The organism is Collinsella stercoris DSM 13279, from assembly GCF_020735465.1.
Lineage (GTDB): Bacteria > Actinomycetota > Coriobacteriia > Coriobacteriales > Coriobacteriaceae > Collinsella > Collinsella stercoris.
In genome coordinates, this window is sequence record NZ_CP085935.1 from 1,616,463 (window position 1) to 1,629,765 (window position 13,303).

General features: G+C 63.9%; 10 protein-coding genes. 9 read left to right on the forward strand and 1 reads right to left on the reverse strand.

Features of this window, described 5'->3' with window-relative positions:
* Positions 1–55: 55 nt before the first annotated feature.
* The gene (gene pflB / locus LK434_RS06955; RefSeq protein ID WP_006719737.1) at positions 56–2,170 is read right to left on the reverse strand and encodes a formate C-acetyltransferase; all 2,115 of its coding nucleotides are present in this window, start codon (positions 2,168–2,170) and stop codon (positions 56–58) included.
* 297 nt (positions 2,171–2,467) lie between these two features.
* Between pflB and LK434_RS06960 the strand changes: the two genes are divergently transcribed.
* From LK434_RS06960 to LK434_RS07000, 9 genes are all read left to right on the forward strand, one after another.
* On the forward strand, positions 2,468–3,187 hold the full coding sequence (locus tag LK434_RS06960; protein ID WP_006719735.1) for an ABC transporter ATP-binding protein: 720 nt from the start codon (positions 2,468–2,470) through the stop codon (positions 3,185–3,187).
* A gap of 6 nt (positions 3,188–3,193) precedes the next feature.
* Positions 3,194–4,879, forward strand: coding sequence for a hypothetical protein (locus LK434_RS06965; protein ID WP_006719733.1), 1,686 nt, complete (start codon positions 3,194–3,196; stop codon positions 4,877–4,879).
* Between the two features lie 285 nt (positions 4,880–5,164).
* Entirely contained in the window at positions 5,165–5,884 is a 720-nt protein-coding gene (gene deoD, locus LK434_RS06970) for a purine-nucleoside phosphorylase (RefSeq protein ID WP_006719731.1), read from the forward strand.
* A 209-nt stretch (positions 5,885–6,093) separates the two neighbouring features.
* Positions 6,094–7,188, forward strand: coding sequence for a BMP family lipoprotein (locus LK434_RS06975; RefSeq protein WP_006719729.1), 1,095 nt, complete (start codon positions 6,094–6,096; stop codon positions 7,186–7,188).
* A 253-nt stretch (positions 7,189–7,441) separates the two neighbouring features.
* On the forward strand, positions 7,442–8,968 hold the full coding sequence (locus tag LK434_RS06980) for an ABC transporter ATP-binding protein (RefSeq protein WP_040360481.1): 1,527 nt from the start codon (positions 7,442–7,444) through the stop codon (positions 8,966–8,968).
* On the forward strand, positions 8,969–10,222 hold the full coding sequence (locus LK434_RS06985; RefSeq protein ID WP_006719724.1) for an ABC transporter permease: 1,254 nt from the start codon (positions 8,969–8,971) through the stop codon (positions 10,220–10,222).
* A complete protein-coding gene (locus tag LK434_RS06990) occupies positions 10,215–11,138 on the forward strand; it encodes an ABC transporter permease (protein ID WP_006719722.1) in 924 nt (307 codons plus the stop codon). The genes LK434_RS06985 and LK434_RS06990 overlap by 8 nt, the downstream gene beginning before the upstream one ends.
* Positions 11,139–11,465: 327 nt before the next feature.
* Positions 11,466–11,882 carry a cytidine deaminase gene (locus tag LK434_RS06995; RefSeq protein WP_006719720.1) on the forward strand — a complete coding sequence of 139 codons (417 nt, stop codon included), beginning with the start codon at positions 11,466–11,468 and terminating at the stop codon, positions 11,880–11,882.
* Positions 11,883–11,939: 57 nt separating this feature from the next.
* Entirely contained in the window at positions 11,940–13,271 is a 1,332-nt protein-coding gene (locus LK434_RS07000; protein WP_006719718.1) for a thymidine phosphorylase, read from the forward strand.
* Positions 13,272–13,303 lie beyond the last annotated feature (32 nt).

The following is a 13,303-nucleotide window of genomic DNA, read 5'->3' on the forward strand; positions in this document are numbered from 1 at the left end:
AGGCCCCACCCGCTCGATTAACACGTTGCGGGCGGGACCGAAACGTCAGCAGACCTTAGCGGTCCTCGGCACCCTCGGGCGCGGAGGAGTCGGTGCAATCGCAGCAGGCAACCGGGTTCTCGAACTCGATGTCGCCGAGGTCGAGATCGCCGAACATAACCTGGTCCTCCTTGCCGAGCGCGCCCGGCACGATGGAGAAGGTGTTGGAGATGCCGTCCTGAGCGTCGCGGAACGGAAGCTTGGACACGGAGCTCAGCGAGGCGATGGCGCCGTGGCTGTCGCGCTGGTGCATGGGGTTGGCACCCGGGGCGAACGGCACGCCGGCCTTACGGCCGTCGGGCGTGGCGCCGGTGTTCTTGCCGTACACCACGTTGGAGGTGATGGTAAGAACGGAGGTGGTGGGCACGGAGTTGCGGTAGGTCTCGTGGCGACGGATGCACTCCATGAACTCGTGCACGATGTCGTGCGCGATGGAGTCGACGCGGTCGTCGTCGTTGCCGTACTTGGGGAAGTCGCCCTCGATGTCGAAGTCGACGATCACGCCGTTCTCATCGCGGACGGGATGAACCTTGGCGTACTTGATGGCGGACAGGGAGTCGGCCACAACGGAGAGGCCGGCGATACCGGTGGCGAACCAGCGGTGGACGTCCTTGTCGTGCAGGGCCATCTGGATGGCCTCGTAGCAGTACTTGTCGTGCATGTAGTGGATGATGTTCAACGTGTTCACGTACACGCCGGCCAGCCACTTCATCATGTCCTTGTACTTGGACATGACGTCGTCGAAGTCGAGCGTGTCGCCCTCGACCGGACGGTACTTGGGGCCGATCTGCTTCTTGGAGACCTCGTCGACGCCGCCGTTGAGTGCGTACAGCAGGCACTTGGCCAGGTTGGCGCGGGCGCCGAAGAACTGCATCTCCTTGCCCACGCGCATGGAGGACACACAGCAGGCGATGGCGTAGTCGTCACCGTGGTACACGCGCATGACGTCGTCGTTCTCGTACTGGATGGACGAGGAAGCGATGGAGGTCTTGGCGCAGAACTCCTTGAAGGCCTGCGGAAGCCTGGTGGACCACAGGACGGTCAGGTTCGGCTCCGGGGAGGTGCCCATGGTCTCGAGCGTATGGAGGTAGCGGTAGCTCATCTTGGTGACGAGGGTACGGCCGTCAACACCCATGCCGCCAATGGACTCGGTGACCCACTGCGGGTCGCCCGAGAAGAGATTCTGGTACTCGGGGGTACGAGCGAACTTGACCATGCGGAGCTTCATGATGAAGTGGTCGACGAACTCCTGAATCTGCTCCTCGGTGAAGACGCCGTTCTTGAGGTCGCGCTCGGCATAGATGTCGATGAAGGTGGAGGTGCGGCCAATGGACATGGCGGCGCCGTTCTGATCCTTCACGGCAGCCAGATAGGCGAGGTACATCCACTGGATGGCCTCCTGGGTGTTGGCAGCCGGGCGGGCGATGTCGAAGCCGTAGAGCTTACCGAGTTCGATAAGCTGCTGCAGCGAGCGAATCTGCTCGGAGAGCTCCTCGCGCAGGCGAATGTTGTCCTCGTTCATGACGGAGGGGGTGGAGGACTTCTGAGCCCGCTTGTCCTCAATCAGGGCGTCAACGCCGTACAGGGCCACGCGACGGTAGTCGCCGATGATGCGACCACGGCCGTAGCCATCCGGCAGACCGGTGATGATATGGGCGGAGCGGCAAGCGCGCATCTCGGGCTTGTACACGTCGAACACGCCGGCGTTGTGCGTCTTGCGCTTGTTGGTGTAGAAGTCGACGATCTCGGGGTCGACCTCATAGCCGTGCTGGGAAGCGGCCTGGCAGGCAATGCGGATACCGCCGTTGACGTGCAGGGCGCGCTTGAGCGGCTTGTCGGTCTGGAGACCAACAATAGTCTCACGCTCGGGATGCTCGGCGTCGATGTAGCCGGCCGGATGAGACAGGATACCGGTCACGACCTTGGTGTCCATGTCGAGAACACCGCCCTGCTCACGCTCCTTGAGCATAAGAGCCATGACGTCATCCCACAGCTTGGTGGTGCGCTCGGTGGGGCCCACCAGGAACGATTCATCGCCCTCGTAGGGGGTGTAGTTCTTCTGGATGAAGTCGCGGACGTCGACCTCTTTGGTCCAATTACCGTCCTCGAAGCCTTCCCATGCCTCCTGCATTACCTGACCACGCTCCTCGTCGTGTTGTCGGGACGCCTCTCGCCCCGATACCCGGCATCCCCGAACAGCGGTAAGTCTTCCCCATACACCACTCGCCGAGAAAACGCGTGCGTTTGAGTGAAAATAGCAACCGCTTGCCGAAGATATGTTCACGTTTGCAAGGATACCATACTCGCAGGTGCCCAAGGGTATCGTAATTGAGACTTTTTCTCATTCATTTATTGGCTTGACTTTCCCGGGCGAAGCCTCATAATCCTCGACTATTAGATATTTATCTAATAGTCTTTTGGAGGCGTCATGTCCATTCTATCCGTTCGCAATTTTCAGAAACGCTATGGCGACCACGTTGCCGTGCGCGACCTCTCCCTCACCGTCGAGGCGGGCAGCATCCACGGCTTCATCGGCCACAACGGCGCGGGAAAGACCACGCTCATCCGCGCGATCGTGGGCGCGCAGTCCTTTGACGGCGGCTCCATCGAGGTCTGCGGACACAGCATCGAGCATGAGCCCATCGCCGCCAAGCGCGCGCTCGCCTACGTGCCCGACAACCCGGACGTGTACGAGTTCATGACCGGCATGCAGTACCTCACCTACCTCGCCGACATCTTCGAGGTTCCCGCAGCGGTGCGCGTCGAGCGCATCGTCGCGCTGGCGGAGCGTCTCGACATCGCCGAAGCGCTCACGGACCCCATCTCCTCCTATTCGCACGGCATGAAGCAAAAGCTCGTCATCATCGGCGCGCTCGTTCACGACCCCACGCTGCTCGTGCTCGATGAGCCCTTTGTGGGCCTCGACCCCGTGGCCTCCCACGAGCTCAAGCTCATCTTGCGCGAACGCGCCGAGGCGGGCGCCGCGGTGTTCTTTTCCTCCCACGTGCTCGAGGTCGTCGAGAAGCTCTGCGACGAGCTCACCGTCATCCGCTCGGGCGAGGTCGTGGCCCAAGGCACCACGGCGCAGGTCCGTGGCGACGGCTCTTTGGAGTCGGTCTTCCTCGAGCTGGTCGAGAAGGAGGCGTAAAACCACATGCGCACCTTCCTGTTGCTCACGCGGGTGCAGATGCTCAGTGTTCTGAACTCCCTCGCACCCGTGAAATCCGGGCTTTCCCACAACCAGCGCACGCTGCGCATCGTCGGCATCGCCACAGTCGCCGTCTTGCTTGGACTGCTGTTCATGGCTTACCTCGGGCTCATGGCGGTAAGGCTGGCGCTCGTGGGTCTTGCTCGCATCCTGCCCGCCCTGGCGGTCACGCTAGGGGCGCTCGCCGGCGTGGTATTCACGTTTCTCAAGGCGAACGGCACGCTCTTTGGCTTTAAAGACTACGACCTGGTCATGTCCCTTCCCGTTTCGCGCCGCATGGTCGTCGCCTCGCGTATGGCCACGCTTATGGGCATGGCACTCGCACTTGCGGCATGCGCCATGACGCCGCTGTACATCGTGTACTTTCTGATGGTCCCCTCTAGCGCGTTCTCGATTGCGGCGGCGGTGCTCAGCGTGATTCTCGCGCCTCTTGCTCCCACGGCGCTCGCCACATTCGCCTCGTACGCCATCACGTGGGTCGCGGCGCGCTTTCGCCACGCGAGCCTTGCATATGTCGTGCTGGGCATGGTGGCCATTCTTGCATTTGTAGGCGCATGCTTTGTATTTTCTGCCAGCGCGAACAACATGAGCACGACCGACGCCATAGAAGCGGTCGAGCAGGTGGGACTCACCCTGGAGAGCTCCATCGCGGGCGCGTATCCGCCCGCCGCCTGGGCGGGAGCCGCCGTCGCGTACGGCTCTCCCCTCGCCTTCGCCGGATTCGCAGTCTTTTCTCTTGGCGTATCCGGCCTGTGCCTCGAGATCATGCAGCGCCGCTACGCCGCCCTCAACGCCACCCTCGCCGCGCGTTCACGGCGCTCCGGGGCACACGGGCACAGGACGAAGCGCACCAGCGGGGCCGGAGCACACGCCCACACGAAGACGCCTTTTTGGGCCATCGTCGTCAAGGAGATCCGCACGCTGCTGGGCATCCCCACGTACGCGTTCAACTGCCTGGTGGGCTACGTCTTCACCATAGGCTTCGCGGTTTTGCTCGCGAGCATGGGGCTGCAGGAGCTCCTGGCATCGGGGACCGTCAACGGCGTCGAGCTCGGCGCGGAGCAGGTCGCGGCGCTCATGGGCAACATCCAGCTCATTCTTCCCTGGGTGCTCGGCTTTTGCGGCCTCACCTGCACGAGCTCGGTCCCATCCGTCTCGATTGAGGGCCGCTCGGCATGGCTCATGGCCACGGCGCCCGTGAGCACGCGCACCATGCTCGGCGCCAAGCTCGCGAACAGCGCAATCCCCTTTGCGGCCTCGCTCACCCTCGCCTCCGGCATTTTGCTGGCAAGCGGGCAGGTCACGCCGCTCGGCGCCCTCGAGTGCCTCCTCGTGGGATTTGGTACGTTTTTGCTGTGGGTGTGCGTGGGCATGCGCGTCGACGTCAAGCACCCCAACCTCACTTGGATTAACCCCCAAGACGTCATCAAGCGCGGCGCGCCCATGCTCAGCTGCATCTTGGGCGGCCTCGTCTACGTGCTCGCGCTGGGGACGGTCATCTTCGTCGCCTCGCTCATCTTTGGCCTAGCGGTTGGGCACGCGCTGAGCCTGATCGTAGGCGTCGTCAGCATCGCCCTGGGCACGTTCGTGTTTCACCGCATGGTCGCGACAACGCCCTCGTTGCACATCTAGGCTTAAACCGACACGCTACGCCAAGCAGGGCGAGTCGCGACAACGCCACCGTTGCATATCCAGGCCCCATGAAGCCCGGAGCGGGCGCTCGCGCGCCGGACCCGCACCTTCATGACCGGCGAAGCGGGCGCCAACGGCGTCGATGCTTTAGCAGAATAAAGCCCCTGACCTGCGGAACCGTTCGCAGAAATACCGGCCGACAGCCGATTTGACGCACGAGGTCCACCAAAGTCGTGAGAAAGTGTACTCTATGGTATCTACGACGCAAGGAGGCCTCGTCCCACTATGGAAAGCACCCCAACGCCCCACAACGGGGCTCACATCGGCGATATCGCCAAAACGGTCCTGATGCCCGGAGACCCGCTCCGCGCCAAGTACATCGCGGACCACTACCTCGAGGATGTCCACCTCTTCAACGAGGTGCGCAACATGCTCGGCTACACCGGCACCTACCAGGGCCACCCCGTCTCGGTGATGGGCGGCGGCATGGGCATGCCCTCGATCGGCATCTACTCCTACGAGCTCTATGAGTTCTACGGCGTCGAGTCGATCATCCGCGTGGGCTCCGCCGGCGGCATCGACCCGTCCGTCCACGTGCGCGACGTCGTGGCCGGCATGGGCGCCTGCACCGACTCCAATTTTGCCGCCCAGTACCGCCTGCCCGGCACGTTCGCACCCATCGCCAGCTACGACCTGCTCGAGCGCGCCGTGGCCGCCGGCCGCGCGCAGGGCATCGAGGTCAAGGTGGGCAACGTGCTCTCGTCCGACCATTTTTACCAGGACGACCCCAACGCCACCGCCACGTGGCAGAAGATGGGCGTGCTTGCCGTCGAGATGGAGGCCGCCGCGCTCTACATGAACGCCGCGCGCGCCGGCAAAAAGGCCCTGTGCCTGCTCACCGTCTCCGACCTGCCGCTCACGGGCGAGTCTCTCCCCGCAGATGAGCGCCAGTCGAGCTTTACCCAGATGATGGAGATCGCCCTCTCCCTCGCGCTCCCCGCATAACGAATCCCGCCGTAGGCCCGGGCCCGCTCGCCAGCGAGGTCCGGGCCTGCCCGTATCCACGCGTCGCGCATCGCGAGGCTCCGCCAAGGAACCCCGCGCCGGGCGCCGCCATTCGGTCTTTCGCCGCGCTCTTGCTCAGGCACGGTAAAAGATGAGAGGCCCCTCGCCTCTCCGTATAGGTATGTTCCGAATCGCAAGAAAGGAAGAGCATGAAGAAGAATCGTCTCATGGGTCTTGCCCTGGCCGGCGCCGTCGCGCTGACCGTTGCCGGCTGCGGTGGCGACGCCAAGCCCGCCGGCTCCGAGGCCGGCTCCGCGCCCGCCGAGGCCGACTACAAGGTCCAGATGGTCACCGACATGGGCGGCGTGAACGACCGCTCCTTCAACCAGCTTGCCTGGGAGGGCCTGCAGAAGCTCAACAAGGAGACCGGTATCGAGGTCGGTTACACCGAGTCCAAGCAGGAGGCCGACTACGCCACCAACCTGGACAAGGCTGTCGACTCCGACGCCCAGACCGTCTGGGGTATCGGCTTTGCCATGGCCGGCGCCATCCGCGATGCCGCCAAGACCAACCCCGACGTGCACTTTGCCATCATCGACAATGCTTACCCTGAGAAGGGCCACAAGGACGACAAGGGTAACGAGGACGGCCTCACCGACAACCTCACCGGCGTGACCTTCAAGACCCAGGAGCCTTCCTTCGTAGCCGGCTACATCGCCGCTATGACCTCCGAGACCGGCAAGGTCGGTTTTGTCGGTGGCATGAAGTCCGACGTTCTGGAGACCTTCAACTGGGGCTTCCAGGCCGGCGTTGCCTACGCCAACAAGGCTGAGGGCAAGAACGTCGAGGTCGTTTCCCAGTACATCGAGACCTTCACCGACGCCGCCAAGGGCAAGGCTGCCGGCCAGAAGATGTACTCCGACGGCTGCGACATCGTGTTCGCCTGCGCCGGCAACGCTGGTAACGGCGTGATCGAGGCCGCCAAGGAGTCCAACAAGAAGGTCATCGGCGTCGACAAGGATCAGTACGACCTGGCTCCCGAGAACATGCTGACCTCCGTCATGAAGAACGTTGACCAGGCTGTTATCGAGGTCTCCAAGGAGGCCGCCGACGGCGAGGAGATCGGTGGCAAGAACATCGAGCTGTCCGCCAAGGACGGCGCCGTGGGTATCTCCGAGCACCACGACCTTATGAGCGAGGACGTCTACAAGACCGCCCAGGACCTGTTCCAGCAGATCAAGGACGGCAAGATCACGCCTCCGGGCACCGAGAAGGACTTCAACGACTACGTTGCCTCCCTCTAAGGTGTAACTGAGACGGGGCGACGGTGTGTGAGGCGCCGCCGCCCCGTTTTATGTTGATGCCCGATTCCGCACAGACGAATCGTTTCCGCCCGAAGCGATGAGGGTCCACGCGTTTGTTCGGCACAACCCGACCCGGATAGCGCAACCCCGCCTGCTCGCCGCACGCGAGCCGTTCCACGTTGACCGCCCGATGACCCCGGACGTGCAACGCGGGACGAAACCCCGTAACAAACGAAGGAAGGAGAGGTGGCTTATGGAGCCCAACGCGAACTTCGCGGTGCAGATGAGCGGCATCGTCAAGACGTTCGGCACGTTTACCGCCCTCGACCATGTGAACCTGAATGTCAAAAAAGGCACGGTCCACGCGGTATTGGGAGAAAACGGTGCGGGCAAGAGCACGCTCATGAACGTACTCTACGGCTTGTACCAGGCTGACGAGGGGCAGGTCTGCATCAACGGAGAGCCCGTCCAGATCAACAGCCCCAACGACGCCATCGCGCACGGCATCGGCATGGTCCATCAGCACTTCATGCTCGTGGACAACTTCACCGTCACGCAAAACATCGTGCTGGGCAGCGAGGTTTGCCGCGGTGCGGGCATCCTCGACATGAAGAAGGCCCGCCAAAAGGTCGAGCAGATCATCGCCCAATACGGCCTGGAGGTTGACCCCGATGCCAAGATCGAGGACATCTCCGTGGGCATGCAGCAGCGCGTGGAGATCCTGAAGGCGCTCTACCGCGGCGCGGACATCCTGATCCTCGACGAACCCACCGCCGTGCTGACCCCGCAGGAGATCGAGCGCCTGATCCAGATCATGCGCGACCTCACCCGCGCCGGCAAGACGATCATCGTCATCACCCACAAGCTCAAGGAGATCAAGGCGTCCTCCGAGACCTGCACCATCATCCGTCGCGGCCAGTATGTGGACGAGGTGCACGTGGACGACGTGTCCGAGGAGCAGCTTGCCGACATGATGGTGGGCCACCACGTCAACCTTACCGTGGACAAGAAGCCCGCCCAGCCCGGCGAGGCCATCTTCGAGATCTCAGACCTGCATGTTGAGGACGAGCGCGGCATCGAGACCGTCAAGGGCCTCAGCCTCACGGTGCATGCCGGCGAGATCGTGGGCATTGCGGGCATCGACGGCAACGGCCAGAAAGAGCTGGTTGAGGCCATCACCTGCCTCACCAAGGCCAAGGGCGGCAAGGTGCGCGTGCGCGGCGTCGAGATCCAGAACACCACTCCGCGCAACGTGATCGACCACAAGGTTTCGACCATCCATGAAGACCGCCAGAAGCGCGGGTTGGTCCTGCCGTTCACCGTTGCCGAAAACGCCGCCCTCGAGAAGTACCGCACGCCCGAGTTTGGCGCGCGGGGCGTGCTCGACCGCACCAAGATGCACGAGTTCTGCGAGCAGCTCATCGCCGACTACGACATCCGCCCCGCCGACTGCGCCGACCGCAGCGCCGCGGGCCTGTCCGGCGGCAACCAGCAGAAGGTCATCATCGCCCGCGAGGTCTCCAACGATCCCGACGTGCTCATCGCCGTCCAGCCCACGCGCGGCCTGGATGTGGGCGCGATCGAATACGTGCACAAGGCGCTGGTGGCCGAACGCGACCGCGGCATCGCGATCCTGCTCATCTCGCTGGAACTCGACGAGGTCATGAGCGTCTCGGACACCATCGATGTGATCTATGACGGCCGCATCACCGGTACGTTCAAGCAGGGCGAGGTCGACGAGAACAAGCTCGGCCTGCTCATGGCAGGAGGTGAGGCATAGGTGTCTGCTACCGCATCCACAACCGCGAAGCCGCAGGAGAGCACCGCGGTCCGCATTTTGAAGAAGCCCATCACGGCGACGCTGCTCGCCATCGTTTTGGGCTTTGCCGTGGCGGCCATCCTTTTGGCCGTTGCCGGCTACGATCCCATCGCATCGTTCACCGCGCTGTTCGAGGGCATCTTCGCCAAGCCCAAATACATCTCCAACACCATCATCAAGGCCGCGCCCATCATCCTGACGGGCATCTCGGTGGCCTTCGCCTTCAAGACGGGCATGTTCAATATCGGCGCCGAGGGCCAGTACGTGGCCGGCACCATCTGCGCGCTCATCGCGGGCACCATGCTCAACCTGCCCATGCCGCTGCAGATCCCCGTCGTTATCCTGGCGGGCGTGGCTGGCGGTGCCATCATCGGCGGCATCACCGGCTTCCTCAAGGCGCGCTTCGGCATCCATGAGGTCATCACCGCCATCATGCTTAACTGGACCATGCTCTACATGAACAACTTCGTGGTGAACTCTGAGATGTTCCACCAGCCGAGCTCCACCTCCTCCATCGCCATCAACCCCTCGGGCTTCACCACCATCCTACCCGAGTGGAAGCTGTCCGACGCCGGCCTGGAGACGCTGCGCAACATCCCGTGGCTGTACGACTTCTTGGTCAAGACCGATGTGAACATCGCGTTTTTGGTCGCCGTGGCCGTGGCAGTTTTGATTTGGTTCGTGCTATTCCGCTCCAAGCTGGGCTTTGAGCTGCGCGCCGTGGGCTTCAACCGCGATGCGGCCGAGTTCGCCGGCATGCCGGTTGAGCGCAACACCGTGCTCGCCATGCTCATCGCCGGCGGCATCTCCGGCCTGGCCGGCGCCCTCATGATCACCGGCATCCAGCCCCACAGCCTGTCCACGCTGGCTGGTTTTGAGAACTACGGCTTCAACGGCTTCTCCGTCGCGCTCATCGCCGGATCTTCACCCATCGGCTGCATCTTCGCCGGCCTGCTGTTCGGCGGCCTGCTGTACGGCGGCACCTCGGTGCAGATGGCCGTGGGCGCCCCCACCGACATCATCAACATCATGATCGGCACCATCGTGTTCTTCGTAGCGCTCGCCCGCGTGGTCACGCTTGTGGCCAACCGCCTGGAGAAGCGCGCCGCGCAGAAGGGCACGGGCGGCTCGACGGGCTCGGGCGGTGCGGAGGCAACCTCTGCCGCAACCGCCGTCGCAACCGTTGCCGTGGAGAAGGAGGCCGACAATGCTTAATAACATCACCCTGCTCATCGGCATCACCCTTATGTACGCCACGCCGCTGGTGTTCGGCGCGCTGGGCGGCGTGATCTCCGAGCGCTCCGGCGTCGTCAATATCGGTATCGAGGGCATGATGACCATCGGCGCCCTGGCCGGTGCCGCAACGTCGTTCTTCACCGGCAACGCATGGCTCGGCTTTTTGATCGCCGGCCTGGCCGGTGGCGCCTTTGCGCTGCTGCACGCCGTGGCGGCCGTCACGTTCAAGGCCGACCAGAACGTCTCGGGCATCGCGCTCAACCTGCTGGGACCGGGCATCGCCCTGTTCCTCGCCCGCCTGATGTGGGACGGCGGCACGCAGAGCCCGGCCGTCCAGACGCTGCCCAAGGTGTTTGGATCCGGTGCTTTTGCCGGCACCCCGTGGGCGAACCTCAACATCGACGTCACCGTGGTGCTTGGCCTTGTTGCCGCCATCGTGGTGTGGTTCGTGCTGTACAAGACCAAGTGGGGCCTGCGCGTGCGCGCCGTGGGCGAGCACCCCGCGGCCGCCGACACGCTTGGCATCAACGTGAGCCGTATCCGCTTTGCGTGCGTCGTGCTCTCGGGTGTCATGGCGGGCTTTGGCGGCGCATCCATCACGCTGGCCATCATCTCGCAGTTCACCCAGACCGCTGTGGCCGGTCAGGGCTTCATCGCCCTCGCAGCCGTCATCTTCGGCAAGTGGACCCCGCATGGCGCATTCGGTGCGTGCCTGCTGTTCGGCCTGGCACAGGCGCTCGTCATCATCCTGGGCGGCGGTGTGGTGCCGATCCCCTCCGAGATTCTGGCCTGCATGCCCTATATCCTCACCCTCGTGGTGCTCGTTCTGTTCGTGGGCCGCTCCGTTGCGCCTAAGGCAGACGGCGTTCCCTACGAGAAGGGCTCGCGCGGGTAATCAGTCCCAACGGGAGGCCCACATGTTTCTTCCTACGCTCGAGCAGTCGTTTTGCACTCAACAAACAGTCCACTGGACTGTTTGGCATGCGGAACTCGCGCCGGAAGAAACATGCGGGCCTCCCTGCGTTAATCCGATTGCCCGAGCTCGCAAACATTTGCTTTGCGATGATCGATTCCTAGCGTTTGTTGGCCCTCCGACCTGCATCGTCCTGTGCGAGTTCCACATGAGCCGGAGAGCCCTGTGGGCTCTCCGAGCGAACAGGACTGCCCGAGCACAGGACGATACAGGTCGGAGGGCCAACCCCCTGGGACCGAAAGGAGCACCATGACTGATATTGAACTGGTACGTGCGGCCATTACGGCGCGGGAAAACGCGTATGCGCCGTACTCGCACTTTGCCGTGGGCGCGGCCCTGCTCTGCGCTGACGGGACCGTGTACGGGGGCTGCAACATCGAGAACGCCGCTTACTCGCCGGGCAACTGCGCCGAGCGCACCGCCATCTTCCGCGCGGTGTTCGACGGGCATCGCGACTTTGCCGCCATCGCCGTGGTGGGCGGACCACAGGGGCAGCCCATCAGTGAGCTCTGCGCGCCCTGCGGTGTGTGCCGTCAGGTGATGCGCGAGTTCTGCGATCCCGCGACCTTCCGCATCCTCATGGGCACCAGCGACACCGAGTACATCGAGTCCACCCTTGAGGAGCTCCTGCCCTACAGCTTTGGACCGGAGAACCTCGGCAAGTAAACGGCTGAACTACAACGGCCCAAGGGCAACCCCAACGAGCGAAAACGAGGCATCGCAATGCGCATGTACGACATCATCGAGAAAAAGCGCGACGGGCACGAGCTCACCGACGCCGAGATCGCCTTCTTCGTCGACGGCTACGTAGCCGGGCGCATCCCCGACTACCAGGCGAGTGCCCTGCTCATGGCCATCTACCTGCGCGGCATGAGCGCCGAGGAGACGCGCCTGCTCACCCTGCACATGATGAACTCGGGCGAGGTGGTCGACCTCTCCGGCATTCCCGGGGCGACCGTGGACAAGCACTCGACCGGCGGCGTGGGTGACAAGACGTCCCTCGCCGTGGTGCCCATGCTCGCCGCCATGGATCCCGGGCGCACCTTTGTTGCCAAGATGACCGGGCGCGGGCTGGGGCACACCGGCGGCACGGTGGACAAGCTCGAGAGCATTCCCGGCTTCAACACCGCGCTCAGCCAAGAGGCGTTCATCGACTGCGTGCGTGAGCACGGCGCGGCCATCATCGGCCAGACCGGCAACCTCGTCCCCGCCGACAAGCTCATCTACGCCCTGCGCGACGTCACCGCCACCGTGAGCAGTATTCCGCTCATCGCCAGCTCCATCATGAGCAAGAAGCTTACCGCCGGCTCGAGCTGCATCCTGCTCGACGTGAAGGTCGGGTCCGGCGCGTTCATGAAGACCGTCCCCGAGGCCGTCGAGCTCGCGCAGGCCATGGTCGCCATCGGCGAGGGCATGGGGCGCCGCGTCAAGGCGCTCGTCACCAACATGGACCGGCCGCTCGGGCACGCCATAGGCAACGCACTCGAGGTGGCTGAGGTCATCGAGACGCTCCACGGTCGCGGCCCCGCCGACTTGGAGCACGAGGTGCTGCTCATCGCGAGCGACCTGCTCGAGCTCACGGGCCACTGCACGCGCCAAGAGGCCGAGGCGCGCGCCCGGCGCGTCATCGCCGACGGCTCCGCCTTCGCCGCCTTCAAGGAGATCGTCGAGGCGCAAGACGGCGACCCGCGCGTGCTCGACGATCCCTCCCTGCTGCCCGGCGCCACGCTCACCCGCACCTTCGCCGCTCCCTGCGACGGCTTTGTGGCGCACATCGATACCGAGGCCGTGGGTATTGCCAGCGCCGAGCTGGGCGCCGGACGCCTCACCAAGGAAGACGCGATCGACTACGGCGCGGGCATCACCCTACTCAAGAACTACGGCGACCCCGTTGTGGCAGGCGAGCCCGTGGCAATCCTGCACGCCAACGACCCCGCCAAACTCGCCGCCGGAGCCGAGCGCCTCGCCGGCGCCTACACCTTTGCCGCCAAGCAACCGCCGGCGACTCCCCTCCTGTATGCCACCGTCACGCGCGACGGCATCGTGTACGCTTAGAGCCACCCAGCTCTTCCATCAACGAAAGGAAC

Coding starts and splice junctions, on each gene's coding strand:
- pflB (WP_006719737.1), bottom strand. CDS start 2,170: ATGCAGGAGGCATGGGAAGGCTTCGAGGACGGTAATTGGACCAAAGAG.
- LK434_RS06960 (WP_006719735.1), top strand. CDS start 2,468: ATGTCCATTCTATCCGTTCGCAATTTTCAGAAACGCTATGGCGACCAC.
- LK434_RS06965 (WP_006719733.1), top strand. CDS start 3,194: ATGCGCACCTTCCTGTTGCTCACGCGGGTGCAGATGCTCAGTGTTCTG.
- deoD (WP_006719731.1), top strand. CDS start 5,165: ATGGAAAGCACCCCAACGCCCCACAACGGGGCTCACATCGGCGATATC.
- LK434_RS06975 (WP_006719729.1), top strand. CDS start 6,094: ATGAAGAAGAATCGTCTCATGGGTCTTGCCCTGGCCGGCGCCGTCGCG.
- LK434_RS06980 (WP_040360481.1), top strand. CDS start 7,442: ATGGAGCCCAACGCGAACTTCGCGGTGCAGATGAGCGGCATCGTCAAG.
- LK434_RS06990 (WP_006719722.1), top strand. CDS start 10,215: ATGCTTAATAACATCACCCTGCTCATCGGCATCACCCTTATGTACGCC.
- LK434_RS06995 (WP_006719720.1), top strand. CDS start 11,466: ATGACTGATATTGAACTGGTACGTGCGGCCATTACGGCGCGGGAAAAC.
- LK434_RS07000 (WP_006719718.1), top strand. CDS start 11,940: ATGCGCATGTACGACATCATCGAGAAAAAGCGCGACGGGCACGAGCTC.